23 protein-coding genes and 1 pseudogene are annotated in these 18,635 nt (G+C 69.5%); 11 read left to right on the top strand and 13 right to left on the bottom strand.

Annotated elements, in window-relative coordinates; translation table 11 throughout:
• Window positions 1–33: 33 nt before the first annotated feature.
• A complete protein-coding gene (locus ACAG26_RS25430) occupies window positions 34–1,089 on the top strand; it encodes a DUF4192 domain-containing protein (RefSeq protein ID WP_370485853.1) in 1,056 nt (351 codons plus the stop codon).
• Window positions 1,090–1,092: 3 nt separating this feature from the next.
• Here ACAG26_RS25430 and ACAG26_RS25425 read toward each other — a convergent pair whose 3' ends face one another.
• The 3 genes and pseudogenes from ACAG26_RS25425 to ACAG26_RS25415 all read right to left on the bottom strand — a co-directional run bounded on the left by ACAG26_RS25425 (window position 1,093) and on the right by ACAG26_RS25415 (window position 3,438).
• On the bottom strand, window positions 1,093–1,785 hold the full coding sequence (locus ACAG26_RS25425) for an iron dependent repressor, metal binding and dimerization domain protein (RefSeq protein WP_370485852.1): 693 nt from the start codon (window positions 1,783–1,785) through the stop codon (window positions 1,093–1,095).
• Window positions 1,786–1,905: 120 nt separating this feature from the next.
• Entirely contained in the window at window positions 1,906–2,895 is a 990-nt protein-coding gene (locus ACAG26_RS25420; RefSeq protein ID WP_370485851.1) for a sigma-70 family RNA polymerase sigma factor, read from the bottom strand.
• A gap of 122 nt (window positions 2,896–3,017) precedes the next feature.
• A pseudogene (locus ACAG26_RS25415) lies at window positions 3,018–3,438 on the bottom strand (DUF3099 domain-containing protein).
• Window positions 3,439–3,499: 61 nt separating this feature from the next.
• Between ACAG26_RS25415 and ACAG26_RS25410 the strand changes: the two are divergent.
• Window positions 3,500–3,739: a DUF3039 domain-containing protein gene (locus ACAG26_RS25410; RefSeq protein ID WP_370485850.1), complete on the top strand. Its 240-nt coding sequence runs from the start codon at window positions 3,500–3,502 to the stop codon at window positions 3,737–3,739.
• Here the strand turns inward: ACAG26_RS25410 and ACAG26_RS25405 are convergent.
• Both ACAG26_RS25405 and ACAG26_RS25400 read right to left on the bottom strand, forming a co-directional pair.
• A complete protein-coding gene (locus ACAG26_RS25405; RefSeq protein ID WP_370485849.1) occupies window positions 3,726–4,703 on the bottom strand; it encodes a YihY/virulence factor BrkB family protein in 978 nt (325 codons plus the stop codon). The genes ACAG26_RS25410 and ACAG26_RS25405 overlap by 14 nt on opposite strands.
• 70 nt (window positions 4,704–4,773) lie before the next feature.
• Window positions 4,774–4,971, bottom strand: a complete 198-nt coding sequence (locus tag ACAG26_RS25400; protein WP_071026859.1) for a hypothetical protein — start codon at window positions 4,969–4,971, stop codon at window positions 4,774–4,776.
• 155 nt (window positions 4,972–5,126) lie between these two features.
• On the opposite strand from ACAG26_RS25400, the gene ACAG26_RS25395 reads away from it, so the two are divergent.
• A complete protein-coding gene (locus tag ACAG26_RS25395; RefSeq protein WP_370485848.1) occupies window positions 5,127–5,510 on the top strand; it encodes a DUF952 domain-containing protein in 384 nt (127 codons plus the stop codon).
• 12 nt (window positions 5,511–5,522) lie between these two features.
• Here ACAG26_RS25395 and ACAG26_RS25390 read toward each other — a convergent pair whose 3' ends face one another.
• Both ACAG26_RS25390 and ppgK read right to left on the bottom strand, forming a co-directional pair.
• A complete protein-coding gene (locus ACAG26_RS25390) occupies window positions 5,523–6,992 on the bottom strand; it encodes an RNA polymerase sigma factor (protein ID WP_370485847.1) in 1,470 nt (489 codons plus the stop codon).
• A 179-nt stretch (window positions 6,993–7,171) separates the two neighbouring features.
• The gene (ppgK, locus tag ACAG26_RS25385) at window positions 7,172–7,990 is read right to left on the bottom strand and encodes a polyphosphate--glucose phosphotransferase (protein ID WP_370485846.1); all 819 of its coding nucleotides are present in this window, start codon (window positions 7,988–7,990) and stop codon (window positions 7,172–7,174) included.
• Between the two features lie 81 nt (window positions 7,991–8,071).
• Here ppgK and ACAG26_RS25380 point away from each other — a divergent pair, with 81 nt between their 5' ends.
• Window positions 8,072–8,929 carry an inositol monophosphatase family protein gene (locus tag ACAG26_RS25380; protein ID WP_370485845.1) on the top strand — a complete coding sequence of 286 codons (858 nt, stop codon included), beginning with the start codon at window positions 8,072–8,074 and terminating at the stop codon, window positions 8,927–8,929.
• A 4-nt stretch (window positions 8,930–8,933) separates the two neighbouring features.
• On the opposite strand, the gene cei is transcribed toward ACAG26_RS25380, so the two are convergent.
• Window positions 8,934–9,584: an envelope integrity protein Cei gene (cei, locus tag ACAG26_RS25375; protein ID WP_370485844.1), complete on the bottom strand. Its 651-nt coding sequence runs from the start codon at window positions 9,582–9,584 to the stop codon at window positions 8,934–8,936.
• A gap of 185 nt (window positions 9,585–9,769) precedes the next feature.
• Between cei and ACAG26_RS25370 the strand changes: the two genes are divergently transcribed.
• Window positions 9,770–10,072, top strand: coding sequence for a DUF4193 domain-containing protein (locus tag ACAG26_RS25370; RefSeq protein WP_071026850.1), 303 nt, complete (start codon window positions 9,770–9,772; stop codon window positions 10,070–10,072).
• 21 nt (window positions 10,073–10,093) lie between these two features.
• On the opposite strand, the gene ACAG26_RS25365 is transcribed toward ACAG26_RS25370, so the two are convergent.
• Entirely contained in the window at window positions 10,094–10,561 is a 468-nt protein-coding gene (locus tag ACAG26_RS25365; RefSeq protein WP_370485877.1) for a DUF3093 domain-containing protein, read from the bottom strand.
• A 43-nt stretch (window positions 10,562–10,604) separates the two neighbouring features.
• On the opposite strand from ACAG26_RS25365, the gene dut reads away from it, so the two are divergent.
• A complete protein-coding gene (gene dut, locus ACAG26_RS25360) occupies window positions 10,605–11,069 on the top strand; it encodes a dUTP diphosphatase (protein WP_370485843.1) in 465 nt (154 codons plus the stop codon).
• 13 nt (window positions 11,070–11,082) lie between these two features.
• Entirely contained in the window at window positions 11,083–11,814 is a 732-nt protein-coding gene (locus ACAG26_RS25355; RefSeq protein WP_370485842.1) for a DUF3710 domain-containing protein, read from the top strand.
• Here the strand turns inward: ACAG26_RS25355 and ACAG26_RS25350 are convergent.
• Window positions 11,801–12,514 carry an alpha/beta fold hydrolase gene (locus tag ACAG26_RS25350; RefSeq protein ID WP_370485841.1) on the bottom strand — a complete coding sequence of 238 codons (714 nt, stop codon included), beginning with the start codon at window positions 12,512–12,514 and terminating at the stop codon, window positions 11,801–11,803. The genes ACAG26_RS25355 and ACAG26_RS25350 overlap by 14 nt on opposite strands.
• 159 nt (window positions 12,515–12,673) lie before the next feature.
• On the opposite strand from ACAG26_RS25350, the gene ACAG26_RS25345 reads away from it, so the two are divergent.
• Entirely contained in the window at window positions 12,674–13,045 is a 372-nt protein-coding gene (locus ACAG26_RS25345; protein WP_071028318.1) for an OB-fold nucleic acid binding domain-containing protein, read from the top strand.
• A gap of 47 nt (window positions 13,046–13,092) precedes the next feature.
• A complete protein-coding gene (locus ACAG26_RS25340) occupies window positions 13,093–13,743 on the top strand; it encodes a DUF3159 domain-containing protein (RefSeq protein WP_370485840.1) in 651 nt (216 codons plus the stop codon).
• Between the two features lie 144 nt (window positions 13,744–13,887).
• Here the strand turns inward: ACAG26_RS25340 and ACAG26_RS25335 are convergent, their stop codons facing one another.
• From ACAG26_RS25335 to ACAG26_RS25325, 3 genes are all read right to left on the bottom strand, one after another.
• Window positions 13,888–14,550, bottom strand: a complete 663-nt coding sequence (locus ACAG26_RS25335) for a TrkA family potassium uptake protein (RefSeq protein WP_071028321.1) — start codon at window positions 14,548–14,550, stop codon at window positions 13,888–13,890.
• Window positions 14,551–14,602: 52 nt separating this feature from the next.
• Window positions 14,603–15,274 carry a TrkA family potassium uptake protein gene (locus ACAG26_RS25330; RefSeq protein WP_370485839.1) on the bottom strand — a complete coding sequence of 224 codons (672 nt, stop codon included), beginning with the start codon at window positions 15,272–15,274 and terminating at the stop codon, window positions 14,603–14,605.
• Between the two features lie 91 nt (window positions 15,275–15,365).
• Entirely contained in the window at window positions 15,366–15,488 is a 123-nt protein-coding gene (locus tag ACAG26_RS25325) for a hypothetical protein (protein WP_370485838.1), read from the bottom strand.
• On the opposite strand from ACAG26_RS25325, the gene ACAG26_RS25320 reads away from it, so the two are divergent.
• Together ACAG26_RS25320 and ACAG26_RS25315 are read left to right on the top strand one after the other, a co-directional pair.
• On the top strand, window positions 15,433–17,409 hold the full coding sequence (locus tag ACAG26_RS25320; RefSeq protein WP_370485876.1) for an APC family permease: 1,977 nt from the start codon (window positions 15,433–15,435) through the stop codon (window positions 17,407–17,409). The genes ACAG26_RS25325 and ACAG26_RS25320 overlap by 56 nt on opposite strands.
• Entirely contained in the window at window positions 17,406–18,578 is a 1,173-nt protein-coding gene (locus ACAG26_RS25315; protein ID WP_370485837.1) for a class I SAM-dependent RNA methyltransferase, read from the top strand. The genes ACAG26_RS25320 and ACAG26_RS25315 overlap by 4 nt, the downstream gene beginning before the upstream one ends.
• The last annotated feature ends 57 nt before the right edge of the window (window positions 18,579–18,635 follow it).

Raw genomic sequence — 18,635 nt, 5'->3', positions numbered from 1 at the left:
GCGATGACGGTGCCGGTTGCCAGCGTTGCCGCCATGAGGACATATCGGCCTGACTTCGAACTGCACCGCCCCGGCGCGCTGATCGCGGCGCTGCCGGCGATCCTGGGCTTCGTGCCGGAAAAATCCCTGGTCCTGGTCTCCGTGCAGGGCGGCGCACTGGGATCGGTGATGCGCGTCAACCTGTCCGACCGGCTCGCCGCACGGATGCCGCAGCTGGCCCAGGTCGCGGCCGCGGCCCGCCCCGAGGCCGCGATCGCGGTGATCGTCGACGCGAAGGGGGCGCGCTGTCCGGTGTGCAACTTCGACTACCGGCTGGTGTGCACGGCGTTGACCGAGGAGTTGGCGCGGCACGACATCGTGTTGTGGGCGGCGCACGTGGTGGACCGGGTGGACGCCGGCGGGCGCTGGCACTGCGTCGACGGCTGCGGGTCCAGGGGAGTGGTCGACGATCCGGCGGCGTCCCCGCTGGCGGTGGCCGCGGTGCTGGACGGGCGGCGGCTGTACGCGCGGCGGGCGGACCTGGAGGCGGTCATCGCCGTCGACGACGGCCGCCGGGCCGCGGTGCGGGCCGTGGTGGCCGAGCGGGCGGCCGCGCGGGAGGTGGCGCATCGCGCCGACCCCGACGGTCAGGGCCGCCGCGATGTCCGCGACGCGGTGGCCGCCGCGGCCCGGGTGGCCGACGGCCAGCAGCTCGACGACGCGCAACTGGCCGCGGTGGGGTGCGCGTTGACCGACGTACGGGTCCGGGACACGTTGTACGGCTTGGCGATCGGAGAGGGCGCCGCCGGGGCCGAGGAGTTGTGGGCGGTGCTGGCGCGGGTGTTGCCGGAGCCGTGGCGGGTCGAGGCGCTGGTGCTGCTGGCGTTTAGCGCCTACGTCCGCGGCGACGGGCCGCTGGCCGGGGTGTCGTTGGAAGCCGCGCTGCGCTGCCAGCCGACGCACCGGATGGCCGGCATGCTGGACACCGCGCTGCAGTCGGGATTGCGACCGGACAAGATCCGGCAACTCGCCCGCACCGGATACCGGCTGGCGAATCGGCTGGGGGTGCGGCTGCCGCCGCGGCAGGACTACAGTCGCCGCGTCGTGTAGGCGCTAGATCTTTTCGACCTTGACCGCGTGCGCCATCTCGTGGGGCAGGTCCACGTCGGCGTGGCCGGGCATCAGGATCGTCACGCCGCCGGCCGGGTTCGTCCGCACGGTCACCCGGGCATTGGGCACCACCCCGGCGTCCTTGAGCCGGCTGATCAAATCGACGTCGCCTTGCACGTGTTCGGTGAGTTGCCGCACCACCACCGCCACCGGCGACCCGGCCGGCAGCTCGGTCAACCGCACCAGGTTGGCGTCCCCGGCGCCGAATTCCGGCCCGACCCCCAGATCCAGCAGGCCCGGGATCGGGTTGCCGAACGGTGAGGTCGTCGGGTTGTTGAGCACCTTGACCAGCCGGCGCTCGACGTCCTCGCTCATCACGTGCTCCCAGCGGCACGCCTCGGCGTGGACTTCCTCCCACGGCAACCCGATGACGTCCACCAGCAGCCGCTCGGCCAGCCGGTGCTTGCGCATCACGGCGATCGCCAGCGTGCGGCCCTTGTCGGTGAGCTCCAGGTGACGGTCACCGGCGACCCGCAGCAGCCCGTCGCGCTCCATCCGGGACACGGTCTGGCTGACGGTGGGCCCGCTCTGCTCAAGCCGCTCCGCAATCCGGGCACGCAGCGGCGTCACGCCCTCTTCCTCGAGGTCGTAGATCGTCCGCAGGTACATCTCGGTGGTATCAACCAGCTCGTTCATTCCGCATCCTCCGTCGGTGCCGAGTCTACTTGCCCAGCTGCGCGGATGGTCATCTAACACTCCTGGTGACAGCAGTGTGCCCGCCGCAAGGGACGCGGCGGGCACACTGCTAGAGGTCGATCAGCTGGCGTACGAGCGGAGCCGGTCCGCGCGTTCACCGTGCCGCAGTTTCGCCATCACCTCGCGTTCGATTTGGCGGACCCGCTCGCGGGACAGGCCGAACAGCTTGCCGATCTGATCCAGGGTGCGCGGCTGCCCGTCGTCGAGACCGAACCGCAGCCGGATCACCTGGTGCTCGCGTTCGTCGAGGGTGGCCAGCACACTGCGGATGTCGGTGTGCAGCAGCTCGGCGATCACCGCGTTCTCGGCGGACATCGCCTCGGCGTCCTCGATGAAGTCGCCCAGCGGGGCCTCCTCGTCTGAGCCCACCGGCATGTCCAGGCTCACCGGGTCGCGGCTGTGTTCGAGCAGGTCGGCGATCTTCTCCGCCGGGATACCGGACTCCGCGGAGAGTTCCTCGTCGGTGGCTTCGCGGCCCAGCTGCTGGTGCATCTCCCGCTTGATCCGGGCCAGCTTGTTGACCTGCTCCACCAGGTGCACCGGCAGCCGGATGGTGCGGCTTTGGTCGGCCATCCCGCGGGTGATCGCTTGCCGGATCCACCAGGTGGCATAGGTGGAGAACTTGAATCCCTTTGCGTAGTCAAACTTCTCCATCGCGCGGATCAGACCCAGGTTGCCTTCCTGGATCAGGTCCAGCAGCGGCATGCCGCGGCCCGTGTAACGCTTGGCCAACGACACCACCAGCCGCAAGTTGGCTTCCAGCAGGTGCTGACGAGCCGCCTGGCCGTCGCGCACTACGGTCTGCAGGTCGCGTTTGCGGTTCTCGCCGAGGCGCTTGCGGGTTTCCAGCAGATGCTGGGCATACAGCCCGGCCTCGATCCGCTTGGCGAGCTCAACCTCGTCGGCGGCGGTCAGCAGCGCCGTCTTGCCGATGCCGTTGAGATACACGCGCACCAGGTCCGCGGCGGGGCTGGAAGCATCTAGATCGCTGTCAACCCGGCTTGTGGTGGCATTTGCCATGGCGACCTCCTGATCGGCTTGAACTGTCATCGGGTTTAACGCCCAACCCGAGTCAAGAGTTCCCGCCGAAGCGCCGTCTCACACCGTTTGACGTGCGGAAATAGGCCGATGACCTGAGAATGTGTTAAGAACCGCCCGCGGTGGGCGTGCGGCTACGAACCGTCGCCGTCGGCGGCCGCGGAGTCGGGTTGCGGCGGGTGCGGCCGGGGCCGCTCCAGCGCCGGACGTTCGGCCGTCGGGAACAGCGGGGTGCGTCGCTGCGCGTCGTCGAATCGCCGCGGCTCGTCGGGGCTGCGGGGCGGTCGGTCGTTGGCGATCAGCACCGCAATCCAGGGCAGCGGGATCGAGGCGACCACGATCAGCAGCGAGATCAGCCCGTTGTGCCAGGCGCCGTAGGCCATCGCCGCCAGGATCAGCGCCGGAATCCGGAACGCCATCAGGGTCAGATATTTGCGTACCCGCGCGCGATGCTGCACCTCATAGGAAGGCGCCGCCGCGGTGATCAGCACCGGCCGACCGTCGTCGTCGAAACCCAGCTCGGAGCCGTGCTTCATACCGTCTACTGTCCCACACCTGGCCGCCGCGGGGGCAAGCCGGTTTCCGGAGGTGCTCACTTCCGGGCAGAATATGCGGTATGCAGACCCAGACGATCGAGCGCACCGACACCGACGAACGCGTCGACGACGGGACCGACAGCGATACCCCGAAGTACTTCCACTACGTCAAGAAGGACAAGATCGCCGAGAGCGCGGTGATGGGCAGCCACGTGGTGGCGCTGTGCGGCGAGGTGTTTCCGGTGACCCGCTCGGCCAAACCGGGTTCCCCGGTCTGCCCGGACTGCAAACGGATCTACGAGACGCTCAAGAAGGGCTGACCTCTTCGGCCCGGTCGCCGGCCGTGTCGGCCCGGTCCGTAGACGGGCGGGGCTTCCACACCCGCGCCAGCACCCAGTTGCGCAGCCGGTGCGCGTGGGTGACCGGCGCCGGCCACTCCTCTTGAATGGCGGCGTTGAGTTCGGCGCCCAACATGACCGCGAAGCCGAGGAAAAACGCGAACAGCAGGAACGCGATCGGCGTCGCCAGCGCGCCGTAGGTGTACCCGGTGCTGGTGATGTAGCGCAGATAGACCCGCAGGCCCAGCGTGGCGACCACAAACACCGTGGTGGCCAGCAAGGCCCCGACGACCAGACGATGCGACGGCAGCGGTTTGGGCAGCGACGCCCGGTACAGCAGGGTCACCGCCACCAGCAGACCCAGCACCAACGCCGGGTAGTAGGTGAAGTGCAGCAAGTTCGCCCACCGCTCCGGAATGTGCTCGACCACCGCGCGCGGTCCCAGCGCGACGAACGGCGCGCCGGCGATCGCGACGATCAGCATCGCCACGTAGAGCCCCAGCGCGAAGAACCGTTGCCGCACCGGATGCCGCAGCGGGGTCTGATCGTGCGCCTCGACCACCGAGTCGACGAAGGCCGAGATCGCCGACGAGCCCGCCCACAGCGAGATCACGAAACCCAGCGACACCACCTCGCCGCGGGCGTTGGCGACGATGTCGCGGACCGTGGGTTCGATGATCTCGGTGACGACGTTCTTGGAGAAGAAACTGCTCGCCATCGTGATCAGCCGGTCCTGGATGGTGGGCAACGTGTCCGGGCCGAACAGCGGCGCAATGTAGGACAAGCTGCCCAGCATGCCCAGCAGCAGCGGCGGCAGCGACAGCACCGACCAGAAGCCCGCCTGGGCCGACTCGGAGAAGATGGAATCGTCCCAGCTCTTCGACAACGTGCGTCGAGCGATGTGGAGTAGGTGGTGGCGGGAGGGTTTCGGAATCTGGCCAGTCATGACCCGTCCAGCATTCCTGACGAGTGCCGTCACTGCCCAGTTCGGCAGGTGGGCGTGTCCCGGATGCTCGTTAGGAGTCGATCGGCTCGGCGCTGACGTGCAGCACGGCGGCCAACTCGATCAGCTTCGCCTCATGCTCGTTGGCGTGGTGCTGGCAGAACAGCAGTTCGGCTCCGGAGGGCAGCGTGGCGCGGACCCGTGCGGCGGCACCGCACCGATCACACCGATCAGCCCTGGTGAGTTCGGGACTGGTCAGAGTCGCGTTCATGGCTCCTCCGTTTCTCGCGTATCTCTCAAGTGTGTCAGACGTTTGGGCGTCAGGCCTTGTTCCCCGGTCCCGCTGTGTCGTGTCTCACGCTCGCGGGACGCCCAGCTCAGGCAGGCTGGTGGGGTGTCGGCGACGAGACAAAGGAAGTGGCGCCAGTGACAACGAGCTCCCCGCCGACGCCCCCGGTGCTGGTGCACCTGTGCACCGCCGCGGAGTGGGCGGGCGCGCAGCCGGACGCCCAGCTGCGCCCGGCCTCGTTAGGTAGTGACGGGTTCGTGCACCTGTCCACCCCCGAGCAGGTGCATCTGCCCGCCAACCGGCTGTACCGGGGCCGTACCGACCTGGTGTTGCTGTCGATCGATCCGGCGCGGCTCGACGCGCCGGTGCGCTGGGAGCCGGGGGTACCCACCGACCCGCAGGCGATGCTGTTCCCGCACCTGTATGGGCCGTTGCCGGTGGACGCCGTCATCGACGTGGTTGCCTACCGGCCGGGTCCTGGCGGTTTGTTCCCGCCAGCGGCGGGCTCGGGCGACGCCTAGAGGTGCTGCCGGTCAGTCCAGGTAGTCGCGCAGCACCTGGGAGCGGCTCGGGTGACGCAGCTTGGACATCGTCTTGGACTCGATCTGGCGGATGCGTTCGCGGGTGACGCCGTACACCTGCCCGATCTCGTCAAGGGTGCGGGGCTGGCCGTCGGTCAGCCCGAACCGCAGCCGCACCACGCCGGCTTCCCGCTCGGACAGCGTCTCCAGCACCGACTGCAGCTGATCCTGCAGCAGGGTGAAGCTCACCGCGTCGACGGCCACCACGGCCTCGGAGTCCTCGATGAAATCGCCGAGCTGGGAATCGCCTTCGTCGCCGATGGTCTGGTCCAGCGAGATCGGTTCCCGGGCGTACTGCTGGATCTCCAGCACCTTCTCCGGGGTGATGTCCATTTCCTTGGCCAGCTCCTCGGGCGTGGGCTCCCGGCCCAGATCCTGCAGCAGCTCGCGTTGGATGCGGCCCAGCTTGTTGATCACCTCGACCATGTGCACCGGGATGCGGATGGTGCGGGCCTGGTCGGCCATGGCGCGGGTGATGGCCTGACGGATCCACCAGGTGGCGTAGGTGGAGAACTTGTAGCCCTTGGTGTAGTCGAACTTTTCGACCGCGCGGATCAGGCCGAGGTTGCCTTCCTGGATCAGGTCCAAAAACGCCATGCCGCGGCCGGTGTAGCGCTTGGCCAGCGACACCACCAGCCGCAGGTTCGCCTCCAGCAGATGGTTCTTGGCGCGGTCCCCGTCCCGGCAGATCCAGGCCATGTCGCGGCGGTAGGCCACCGCCAGCTTCTCGCCCTTCTCGGCGTGCTCGGCCATCTTCTGGGTGGCATACAGGCCGGCCTCGATGCGCTTGGCCAGCTCGACTTCTTCCTCGGCGTTGAGCAGCGCCACCTTGCCGATCTGCTTGAGGTAGGCGCGCACCGAGTCCGCCGAGGCGGTGAGTTCGGCGTCCTTGCGGGCCTGCCGCAGCGCCTCGGATTCCTCTTCGTCCCAGACGAAATCGCCGGACGCCTTGTCCTTTTCGGACGGTTCCTCGATTTCGTCGTCCTCGTCGGTGGTTGCCGCACCGGCCGGGGTGGCGGCGGGCTCAGCGGCCTCCTCGGCGCCCTCGCCTTCCAGGTCGTCGAGCTCGAGGTCGCCGGCGTCGACCTCGATGTCGTCGTCGCCGGGCTCGGCGTCGAGTTCGACGTCCTCGACGGCGGCGTCGGGGTCAATGGCTTCGGTGTCGACCGCGGCGCCTTTGGCACCGGCGGCCTTCTTGGCCGGCCCGCGGGTGGTCCGCTTGGCGGCCTTGACGGGGCCGTCCTTGGTGGCCGCAGCGGTCTTGGTGGCCCGCGCGGTGGTCTTGCGCGCGGTGGTCTTGGTGGCCTTCTTGGCCGGCGCCGCGCCGTTGGCGGTCTTGGCTGCCGTCCGCTTAGCGGGGGCCTTGGTGGCGGTGCGTTTCACCGGCTCGTCGGTTGCCGGGCTTGCCTTGGTCGCTGCCACGTACACCCCTTCGGTCGGACGTCGGTTCGGGACGCTTGGGCATGCGCCACCGAAAATGTCGGATATGTCGAATGTTGGCGGTTTATCGACTTGGATACTCCCCGCTTTAATCGGTTGCGCGGCCGCCAGCGACCATTGTAACGACAATGCGCCCGCGCACCGCGCCGAGCGGGTGAAATTCAGCGCGTCACGTCGGTGGTGGACGCCATTGCCGCGCCGACGATGCCCGCGGTGTTTTGCAGCGCGGCCGCCACCACCGGGGTCCGGTTCTCCAACAGCGGCACCCACTTGTCGGCTTTGCGGCTGATCCCGCCGCCGGCGATGAACAGATCCGGGCAGATCGCGTTCTCGATGGCGACCAGCACCTTGGTCACCTCCCGCGCCCAGCGTTTGTAACTCCAGTCGTGCTTTTCTTTCACCGACGACGCCGCCCGGTGCTCGGCCTCTTTGCCGTCGACCTCCAGGTGGCCGAACTCGGTGTTGGGCAGCAACTTCCCGTTGTGAATGATCGCCGACCCGATGCCGGTGCCGAACGTCAGCAACACCACCACGCCGGTGTTGTCCTTGCCGGCCCCGTACCGTTCTTCGGCGAGCCCGGCCGCGTCGGCGTCGTTGAGCACGACGACGTCTTGGCCGTCGAGTTCGGCGCTGATCGCGTCGCGGGCGTTGACACCGAGCCAGGACTTGTCCACGTTGGCGGCGGTGCGTGCGACACCGCCGGTGACCACCCCGGGATAGGTCACCCCCACCGGCCCGGTCCAGTCGAATTGCTTGACCACCTCGGCGATGGTTTTGGCCACCGCGGGCGGTGTGGCCGGCTGGGGGGTGAGCAGTTTGAACCGGTCACCGAGCAACTGCCCGGTGTTCAGGTCGACGATTCCGCCTTTGATCCCGCTGCCGCCGACGTCCACGCCGAGCGCGCGATGCGGCGGCGGCGCGCCGGCGGGTGAAGCCTGCGGGCCCGGGGACGGGTCGGGTGTGGCATCGGTGCTGGACATGGGTCTCCTCGGCGGGCGGATGCGTCGGGGTCACACCTTAGTCGGTGGGCGCGGACTTGGCGGTTGTGCTGCGATGGAGGTGTGCCGACAGCAGAGAATCATCCCGCCCAGCTTCGTTCCGTAGCCGAAACGCTCGCCGGCGAGGCGGCGACGTTCGCGCGGCGGCGCCGCGCCGAGGTGTTCGGGGCAGTGGCGTCCGAGGCCGACGCGGTGCGGACCAAGAGCACCCCGACCGATCCGGTGACCGTGGTGGACACCGAGACCGAACGGCTGCTGCGCGACCGGCTGGCCCAGCTGCGTCCGGGGGACCCGATCCTGGGCGAGGAGGGCGGCGGCCCCGAGGCCGCGGCCGACGCCGACGCCATCACCTGGGTGATCGACCCGATCGACGGCACGGTGAACTTCGTCTACGACATCCCGGCCTACGCGGTGTCGGTCGCCGCCCAGATCGCGGGTGAGTCGGTGGCCGGCGCGGTTGCCGATGTCGTCGCCGGCCGGGTGTATTCGGCCGGGGCCGGGCTGGGTGCGCATGTCACCGACGCGCGTGGCCGCCACCCGCTGCGCTGTACCGCGGTGCAGGAACTGTCGATGGCGTTGCTGGGCACCGGATTCGGGTACTCGGCGCAGCGTCGGGCCGCGCAGGCGGCGCTGCTGGCCCGGCTGCTGCCGGTGGTGCGCGATGTGCGCCGCATCGGATCGGCCGCGCTGGATTTGTGCATGGTGGCCGCCGGTCGGCTGGACGCCTACTACGAGCACGGCCTGCAGCCGTGGGATTGCGCGGCGGGGACGCTGATCGCCGCCGAGGCGGGCGCGCGGGTGTTGGCGCCCCAACCGGCGGCCGGTGGTGCGCCGCTGGTGGCGGCGGCCGCCCCCGGCGTCGCCGACGAGTTGTTCGCGGTGCTGGAGCGCTTCGAGGGGCTGCCGTCGCTGCCGGAGTGAGCCCTCAGCAGGCCCCGGTGTGGATCTTCGACAGCAGCGCGGAATCGGCCGGTTCGGTGGCGTCCGGGCGCAGCCCGGCCAGCACCGCGTCGATGTCGTCGCTGTGGGCCAGCGTGGTGAAGTCGGTGCCCAACGCCAGGTCGACGGAATCGTCGGTGCGGTCGTCGCGGAACAACTCGGTGCACGGCGCCACCAGCCACACCGCGGCCGCACCGGCCTGACCGGCCGCACCGAAACGGATCTGGCCTTGGCAGTCCAACCGGGTGCTGGCATAGATCGGGTCGTTGGCGGCGGTGGGCTGCGCGAAGCCCAGATCCCGCAGTGCACCGGCGGTCTCGGCGGCTTGGCCGGCGCGGCCGCTGGCGTTGAGCACCCGAATTTTGGTCTCGGCCAACTTGGCCGGGGAGACATTCGTCATATCGGTGCGGGACACCGGCTTGCCCAGCGCGGGCTGATCGGGTCCGGCCGCCGGCGGCGGCGGGTTGCACACCGCGGCCTCGTGCACCTCCGGTGGGCGGGTCACCGCAATGGTCCACACCACGCCGGTCGCGACCGCCAGCACCACCAGCAGATAGATGGCGGGCCGGGGGTTACGCCGCCGAAATGGCCGACCGTGTTTATCGAAGGCGGTGCCCTCGGTGATTTGTGTGACCACAAACGCACTCTAGAGGCACCGGCACGATGCGGGTGCAGACCGCTCACCACGGCCGACTACGTAATGTGACGTAAATCACACTTAAAGTAGGCCGGATCCGGGCACGAATCATTTGGTGGATGCGTTCGACGCTGGTACAAAGCTTTGCTTGCAGGGTGACGACGGGGAGCGAGGGGATGAAGCCAATGGCTACCGACTATGACGCCCCAAGGCGTAGTGAAACCGACGATGTTTCGGAGGACTCGCTCGAGGAACTCAAAGCGCGACGGAATGAAGCGCAATCTGCCGTCGTCGACGTCGACGAATCCGAATCCGCGGAGTCCTTCGAACTGCCGGGCGCGGACCTATCCGGTGAAGAGCTGTCGGTGCGGGTGGTGCCCAAGCAGGCCGATGAGTTCACCTGTTCGTGTTGCTTCCTGGTGCAACACCGCAGCCGGCTGGCCAGCGAGAAGAACGGCGTGATGATCTGCACCGACTGCGCGGCCTAAGGGCCCCGTGGTCGGCTGCACTCAGCTCCTGAGCGCTGAGAGCACGCGCTCGGGGTGGCGGCAGCTCACCAACCAGTACGGCGTCGGGTCGTCGGGGTCGTCGAGGACCAGCAACACCATGGGGCCGACCCAGCCGCGGTGCAGCACGTACGCGGCGGGATCCAGCTGGCGGCCCAACGCCGCCGACTTGGCCGATTTTGGGACCTCGGCGGAGCGGGCGATGACGCTGACCGGCAGGTGCGCGTCGCCGGCCCACAGCTCGATGTCGCCGCCGGCCTCGGTGACCCGGACCTCGATGCGGCCCAGCCACAGCAGCGCCACCGCGGCGACCGGGAACAACACCGCGAACGGCACCCAGTCGGGCAGGCCGCGCACCGCGAGGTCGACCTCGTACGCGAGCAGCGCCGCCGGCACGAAACCCAGTGGCCACCACCACCAGGGCACCCGCAGCCGCTCGCGATACCGCACATTGCGCGAGGCCGGTGAGATTAGGTGCGAACCCGACACGCGGCCAAGGGTAGTCTGTGGCCTCGTGTCGACCAGTCTGGCGGTGGTTCGCCTGGATCCCGATCTGCCGCTGCCGCGGCGCGCCCACGACGGTGACGCCGGCGTTGACCTGTACAGCGCGCAAGACGTCGAACTGGCACCCGGGCAGCGCGCCCTGGTGTCGACCGGGATCGCGGTCGCCATCCCGTTGGGCATGGTCGGGCTGGTCCATCCACGCTCGGGTTTGGCTGCGCGGGTAGGGCTTTCGATCGTCAACAGCCCGGGAACCATCGACGCCGGATACCGCGGTGAGATCAAGGTCGCGCTGATCAACCTCGATCCGAGCACCCCGATCGTGGTGCACCGCGGCGACCGGATCGCCCAGCTGCTGGTGCAGCGGGTCGAGCTGCCCGAGCTGGTGGAGGTGACGTCCTTCGACGAGGCCGGGCTGGCCGACACCTCGCGGGGCGACGGCGGTCACGGTTCCTCCGGCGGACACGCGAGTTTGTGAGGAGCGGCGGCTAATGGCATTTGGTAAACGCAAAGACGACACCGGCGACGTTGCGCCGGAGGCCGGCGAGGTGGCAGCGCCCACCGGCGAGGAGCCGGCCGACGACCTCGTCGGCCCGTTCGACATCGAGGATTTCGACGACCCCAGCGCCGCCGAGTTCGCCCGGCTGGACCTGGGTTCGGTGCTCATCCCGATGCCGCAAGACGGCCAGGTGCAAGTCGAGCTGACCGAGACCGGGGTGCCCAGCGCGGTCTGGATGATGACCGCCAACGGTCGCTACACCATCGCCGCCTACGCCGCCCCGAAATCGGCGGGCCTGTGGCGCGAGGTGGCCGGTGAACTCGCCGATTCGCTGCGCCAAGACGGGGCCAAGGTGAGCATCGTCGACGGTCCGTGGGGCCGCGAGGTCACCGGCGCCGCGGCCGGCGTGGTTCGCTTTATCGGCGTCGATGGCTACCGCTGGATGATCCGCTGCGTGGTCAACGGCCCCGCCGAGACGATTGACGCGCTAACGGAGGACGCGCGAAACGCGCTGGCCGACACCGTTGTCCGTCGCGGTGACACCCCGCTGCCGGTGCGCACCCCGCTGCCGGTGCAGCTGCCCGAGCCGATGGCCGAACAACTGCGGCAGGCCGCGGCCCAACAGGCGGCCGACCAGCAGCAGCAAGATCCGCCCGAGCCGGCGGCGCGCCGCAGCGCGCAGGGCTCGGCGATGCAGCAGTTGCGCACCATCACCGGCGGCTAGCCGCCGCCTGCGCGAGCGCTCCTAGGCAGGCGGCGCCCAGCGCCGCCGGATCGGCGCCGATCTGATCCAGGGTGACGGTGTGCAGCGCCGCGTGCGGCGCGGTGGCGGCCCATTCGGCGGCCACCGCCAGCGGGTGGACCGGGTCGTCGGTGGCCGCGGCCACCCCCAGCGGCGCGGCCAGCCGCCGCAGCTCGGCGCTGTGCGGCGCGCGATAGCCGGCCGCTTCCTCCAGGGCGTCGGGCAGCTGCGGCCACTGGCCGGTCCAGGAGCGGGTGAGCTCGTCGGCCAACCAGCGCGGGCTGGAGGCCCGCATCTGCCGCACGGTGGCGGCCAAGCCGTCGTGCCGCAGCTGCTGGGCGGTGTGGCGGGCGGCGTGGGCGGCCGGCGCGGTGTCCGGGTCGCCGGTCCAGGCCGGCAGCGCCGCCAGCACCGCCATCGTGCGCTCCGGATGCTGCAGCGCCCAGGCGGTGGCCACCGCGGCCCCGATCGACACCCCGCCGACCGCGATCGGTCCGTGTTCGGCGGCCCGATCCAACGCGGTCAGATAGCCCTCGATCAGGCGCCCCGGCTGCGGTGGCGGCGCCACCAGCACCGCCCCGACCTGGCGCAGCGGGTCGCAAAACGCCCGGTAGACGTAGTCGTCGTCGGATCCGGTCCCGGGCAAGAGGACGCTGCTGACACCGCGCAAATCACCGAGCATTCCCCGATCGTGCCTGGTGGTCGGCGGCGTCGCTCACCCACCCCGTGGGCCGCGTGGCATAAGCGAACCAACAGGTCTACGGTGGCGTAGGCACACAACGGAGTGGCTTCCATCGATGGGTTTTCCATCCATGGAAACGCTGAAGTATCAGGAGAGGCCATGGCTACGGCCGAAGGTTATCTGCGACGACTCACGCGGCGGTTGACGGAGGACCCCGAACTGCGCGACGTCGAGCAGCTGTCCGACGAAGCAGTCAACACCGGCGCGCAACGTGCGATTGACTGCCAGCGCGGGCAGGAGGTCACGATGGTGGGCACGCTGCGCAGCGTGGAAGCCAACGGCAAGGGGTGCGCCGGCGGGGTCCGCGCCGAATTGTTCGACGGCACCGACACGGTCACCCTGGTGTGGCTGGGTCAACGCCGGATACCGGGCATCGACTCCGGCCGTACCCTGCGGGTACGCGGCCGGATGGGCAAGCTTGAGAACGGCAGCAAGGCGATTTACAACCCGCACTACGAAATTCAGCAGTGAACGATCCCAGTGACCGGCCCGGCCAACGTCGAGGCCGCTAGCACGTCGTGACCGATAACCGCACCGGAACCGAGCGCCTGCTGGCGCAGCTGGGCGGCGTGAGCGGGCTGATCTACTCCTCGCTGCCCGTCCTGGTCTTCGTACCGGTCTCCAGCACCTTGGGCTTGCGCCCCGCGATCGCGGCCGCCCTGACGGTGGCCGCCCTGATCCTGGTGTGGCGGCTGATCCGCCGCGAATCCACCCAACCGGCCGTCTCCGGCTTCTTCGGGGTGGCGATCTGCGCGCTGATCGCCTACCTGCTGGGGGAGTCCAAGGGCTACTTCCTGCTCGGCATCTGGATGTCGCTGCTGTGGGCGGCGGTCTTCGCGGCATCGGTGCTGATCCGTCGGCCGGTGGTCGGCTACCTGTGGAGCTGGGCCAGCGGCCAGGACCGCGGCTGGCGCGACGTCCGCCGCGCCGTGTACATCTTCGACCTCGCCACCCTGGCCTGGGTGGTGGTGTTTGCGTCCCGGTTCGTGGTGCAGCGCGTGCTCTATGACGCCGGCCACACCGGCTGGCTGGCGGTGGCCCGGATCGCGATGGGCTGGCCGCTGACTGCGGTGGCGGCGGTCGCGACCTACCTCGCGGTCAAGGCGGTGCGGCGGATCCTGCTGGCCGTCGCCGCGACGGAGACCGCGACCGAGCCGGCCCGCGACTGAGCCAGCCAGTCTGCGCCGGCGGCTGCCCTCGCGCCGAATGTGCATCTATGGCGAGATTTCCGCCGATTTCCCGCCCTGGACGCACGCTCGGCGCCGTCGAACACCGTCAGTGCACGTTCGACGGCGCCGGACGCGCGGCGCTCGTTAGTGGGCGGGCAGCAGCAGGTCGCGCAGCTCGGCTTCCACCTCGGTGACCGCGACGAACAGCAACTCGTCGCCGCCCTCCAGCGGCTCGTCGGCCTGCGGCACGATGACCCGCTGTCCGCGCAGGATAGTCACCAGTGAGGCGTCCCGCGGCAGCTGCAGCTTGCGCAGCGGTTTGCCGCCCCACGGGGTGTCGTCGGGCAGCGTGATCTCCAGCAGGTTCGCCTGGCCTTTGCGGAACTCCATCAGCCGCACCAGGTCCCCGACCGCGACGGCCTCCTCGACCAGCGAGGCCAGCATCCGCGGGGTGGACACCGCCACGTCCACCCCCCACGCCTCGGTGAACAGCCATTCGTTGCGGGGATCGTTGACGCGGGCCACCACCCGCGGCACCGCGAATTCGGTCTTGGCCAGCAGCGACAACACCACGTTGGCCTTGTCGTCGCCGCTGGCGGCGATCACCACGTCGAAATCTTCCAGGTGCATCGACTCCAGCAACGTCAATTCGCAGGCGTCGCCCAGATGCCACTGCGCCTCGGTGATGGCGTCCACGTCGACGTGGTCGGGGTTGCGTTCGATCAGGCTCACCTGATGGCCGCTTTCGATCAGCTCCCGCGCGATGGAGCGGCCGACGGCGCCGGCCCCCGCGATAGCGACCCTCATTTGCGCCACTCCTCAAACTCGGCTGCGCCGGCTGTATCGTCGTCAGCGCGCCTCATTCGCCCAGGTCCTCGCTGGGCGGCAGCGCGGCGATCGCTATCGCCTCGGCGGCCCGGCCGGCGACCGCGGCGACATACACCTGGTCGCTGGCCTGGATGACGGATTTCGGCTCCGGCAACACCCCGGTGCCGAAACGGATCAAAAACGCCACCCGGGCGCCGGTGGCCGCCTCGAGATCGGTGACCCGATGGCCCACCCACTCCTCGTGCAGCAGCACCTCCACCACGGCGACGGTGCCGGTGGGGTCGCGCCATTTGGTGGTCTCGGTCTCGCGGGTCAGCGCATTGAGCAGCCGGTCGGTGGTCCACGGCACGGTGGCCACGGTCGGGATGCCGAGGCGCTCGTAGACGGCGGCGCGTTTGGCGTCGTAGATGCGGGCCACCACGCGCTCCACCCCGAAGGTTTCGCGGGCCAGCCGAGCCGAAATGATGTTGGAGTTATCCCCGGACGACACCGCGGCGAATGCGCCGGCATCCTCGATCCCGGCCCGCAGCAGGACGTCCCGGTCGAAGCCCATGCCCTGCACCCGGTCGCCGCTGAATTCCGGACTGAGCCGGTTAAATGCCGTGCTGTCGCGGTCGATGATCGCGACGTCGTGGCCGATCCGCGACAGGCCGTCGGCCAGCGAGGCGCCCACTCGGCCGCACCCCATCACAACTACCCGCACCTGAGGTCCTTTCGGCTGCGTCGTGCTGGGCGCCAACCCGCAACCATCATGGCCGACGATTGAGCCCCGCGCATGTCGGTATCTCCGAACGCTACCGCCACCGGCTGGTGGGCTTACTCTTGGCTCTCGTGTCCAAACTTTCGACCGCCGCGCGTCGGCTGGTTTTAGGTCGGCCGTTTCGCAGTGACCGGCTGAGCCATACGCTGCTGCCCAAGCGCGTCGCCCTGCCGGTGTTCGCCTCGGACGCGCTGTCGTCGGTGGCCTACGGCCCGGAAGAGGTCTTCCTGGTGCTGTCGGTGGCCGGCCTCGCCGCCTACCGGATGACGCCGTGGGTCGGTCTAGCGGTCGCAATCGTGTTGATCACGGTGGTGGCCAGCTATCGGCAGAACGTGCACGCCTACCCGTCCGGTGGTGGCGACTACGAGGTGGTGACCACCAACCTGGGCCACACCGCCGGACTGACCGTGGCCAGCGCGCTGATGGTGGACTACGTGTTGACCGTGGCGGTGTCGATCTCCTCCGGGATCGCCAATATCGGCTCGGCGGTGCCGTATATCGCCGAGCACAAGGTCGTGTTCGCGGTGGGCACCGTGATCGTGATCGCCGCGGCCAACCTGCGCGGGATCCGCGAGTCGGGCACCGCATTCGCCGTTCCGACCTACGCGTTCATGATCTGCATGTACCTGATGCTGGGCTGGGGGTTCTTTCAGATCTACGTGCTGGGCCACCCGTTGCACGCCGACTCGGCGGCCTTCAAGATCCATTCCGCGCACGGGGAGGTGCTCGGCTTCGCGCTGGTGTTCCTGGTGGCCCGGTCGTTCTCGTCGGGATGCGCGGCGCTGACCGGGGTGGAGGCGATCAGCAACGGGGTGCCGGCGTTTCGTAAACCGAAATCGAAAAACGCGGCCACCACGTTGTTGATGCTCGGCGTGATCGCGGTGACGCTGCTGCTGGGCATCATCATGCTGGCCCAAAAGACCGGGGTGAAAATCGCCAACCGGCCCGCCGAGCAGCTGATCGGTGCGCCGCTGGACTATCAGCAGAAAACGGTGCTCGCGCAGCTGGCGGACACGGTGTTTCGGGGTTTTCCGCCCGGGCTGTGGGTCATCGCCGGGGTCACCGCGCTGATCCTGGCGTTGGCCGCCAACACCGCGTTCAACGGGTTCCCGGTGCTCGGATCGATTCTGGCCCAGGATTCCTACCTGCCGCGCCAGCTGCACACCCGCGGCGACCGGCTGGCGTTCTCCAACGGGATTCTGTTTTTGGCGGCGGTGGCGATCGCATTTATCGTGGCCTTCGGCGCCGAGGTGACCGCGCTGATCCAGCTTTACATCGTCGGTGTGTTCGTGTCGTTCACGCTGAGCCAGATCGGTATGGTCCGGCACTGGAACCGGTTGCTGCGCACCGAGACCGACCCGGCCGCCCGGCGCACCATGATGCGCTCCCGGGTGGTCAACACCATCGGGTTCGTCATGACCGGCACGGTGCTGATCGTCGTGGTGATCACCAAGTTCGTCGCCGGAGCGTGGATCGCCATCGTGGCGATGTCCACGCTGTTCGTGCTGATGAAGATGATCCGCAAGCATTACCAGGCGGTGAGCCGGGAGCTCGACGACCAGGCCGTCGACGAGGAAGACCAGGCTGTGCTGCCCAGCCGCAACCACGCCCTGGTGCTGGTGTCCAAGCTGCACCTGCCGACCCAGCGGGCGCTGGGCTACGCGCGCGCCACCCGACCCGACGTCTTAGAGGCCGTCACCGTCAGCGTTGACGACGCCGAAACCCGTGCGCTGGTGCGTAAGTGGGAAGACAGCGATATCGCCGTACCGCTCAAGGTCATCGCCTCGCCGTACCGGGAGATCACCCGGCCGGTGCTCGACTACGTCAAACGGATCAGCAAGGAGTCGCCCCGCACCGTGGTGACAGTGTTCATCCCCGAATACGTGGTGGGGCACTGGTGGGAGCATGTGCTGCACAACCAAAGCGCGCTGCGCCTCAAGGGCCGGCTACTGTTCATGCCCGGGGTGATGGTGACTTCGGTTCCCTGGCAGCTCAATTCGTCGGAACGTCGCAAGATGTTGGAACCGCACGTGGCGCCCGGCGACACCCGGCGGGGATTTTTGAACGGAACGAAGTGACGCCCGGTGAGCTGACGCTGACCGTCGGCCCGCCGGCCAACGGCGGCAGTTGCGTGGCCCGCCACGACGGGCGGGTGGTGTTCGTCCGCTACGCACTGCCCGGGGAGCGGGTCCGGGCGCGGATCACCGCGCAGCGCGAATCCTATTGGCACGCCGAGGCGGTCGAGGTGATCGAGCCGTCGGCCGACCGGATCGCGTCGGCCTGCCCGATCGCCGGCCGTGACGGCGCGGGCTGCTGCGATCTGGCGTTCGTCGAGCCGGCCGCGGCGCGCGCACTGAAAGCCGAGGTGGTGTCGGGTCAGCTGGCTCGACTCGGCGGCCACCCCTGGCACGGCGAGGCGGAGCCGGTGGGCACCGTGGGCCCCACCGGGTGGCGCACCCGGGTGCGGCTGGCGGTGGGCGCCGACGGGCGCGCCGGGTTTCACCGCTACCACAGCGACGAGTTGGTCACCGACCTGCGCTGCGGGCAGCTGCCGGACGGGATGCTCGACGGCCTGCCGCACGGACTTTCCCCCGGCGACCAGGTGCACGTGGTGGTCGACGACGACAACGTTCGGCATGTGGTCAGCACCGCACGCCACCGCCGCCCGGAGGTCGTCGAGGGGGACTATCACGCCACCCAGCGGGTGGGGCAGCGCCGCTGGCAGCTGCCGGTGACGGCGTTCTGGCAGGCGCACCGCGAGGGGGCCCGCGTGTACAGCGACCTGGTGGCCGATTGGGCGCAACCGGGCCCCGGCGCGGCCGCCTGGGACCTCTACGGCGGCGCCGGGGTGTTCGCCGCGGTGCTGGGCCAGGCGGTGGGGGAGTCGGGTCGGGTGGTGACGGTGGACACCTCCCGGGCCGCGGCCGGCGCGGCGCGGGACGCGCTGGCCGACCTGCCGCAGGTGCGGGTGGTCACCGATTCGGTGCGCCGGGCGTTGGCCGCCCAGCGCAGCGCCGCCGAGGTGGCGGTGCTGGACCCGCCGCGGGCCGGCGCCGGACGCGAGGTGATCGACCTGCTGGCCGGCGCCGGAGTACCGCGGGTGGTGCACATCGGTTGCGAGGCGGCGTCTTTCGCCCGCGACATCGGGCTGTACCGCCGCCACGGGTACACCGTCGAGCGGCTGCGGGTGTTCGACGCGTTCCCGCTCACCCACCACGTGGAGTGTGTGGCGCTGCTGACCCGCTAGCGCGGCGTGCCGAGTGCGCAATAGCCGACGCCGCCGCGGCGTGTCGCGTCGCCAGAT

The sequence above is a fragment of the Mycobacterium sp. pUA109 genome (genome assembly GCF_041287095.1).
Taxonomy (GTDB): domain Bacteria; phylum Actinomycetota; class Actinomycetes; order Mycobacteriales; family Mycobacteriaceae; genus Mycobacterium.
This window is presented reverse-complemented; position numbering and strand designations above follow the sequence as displayed.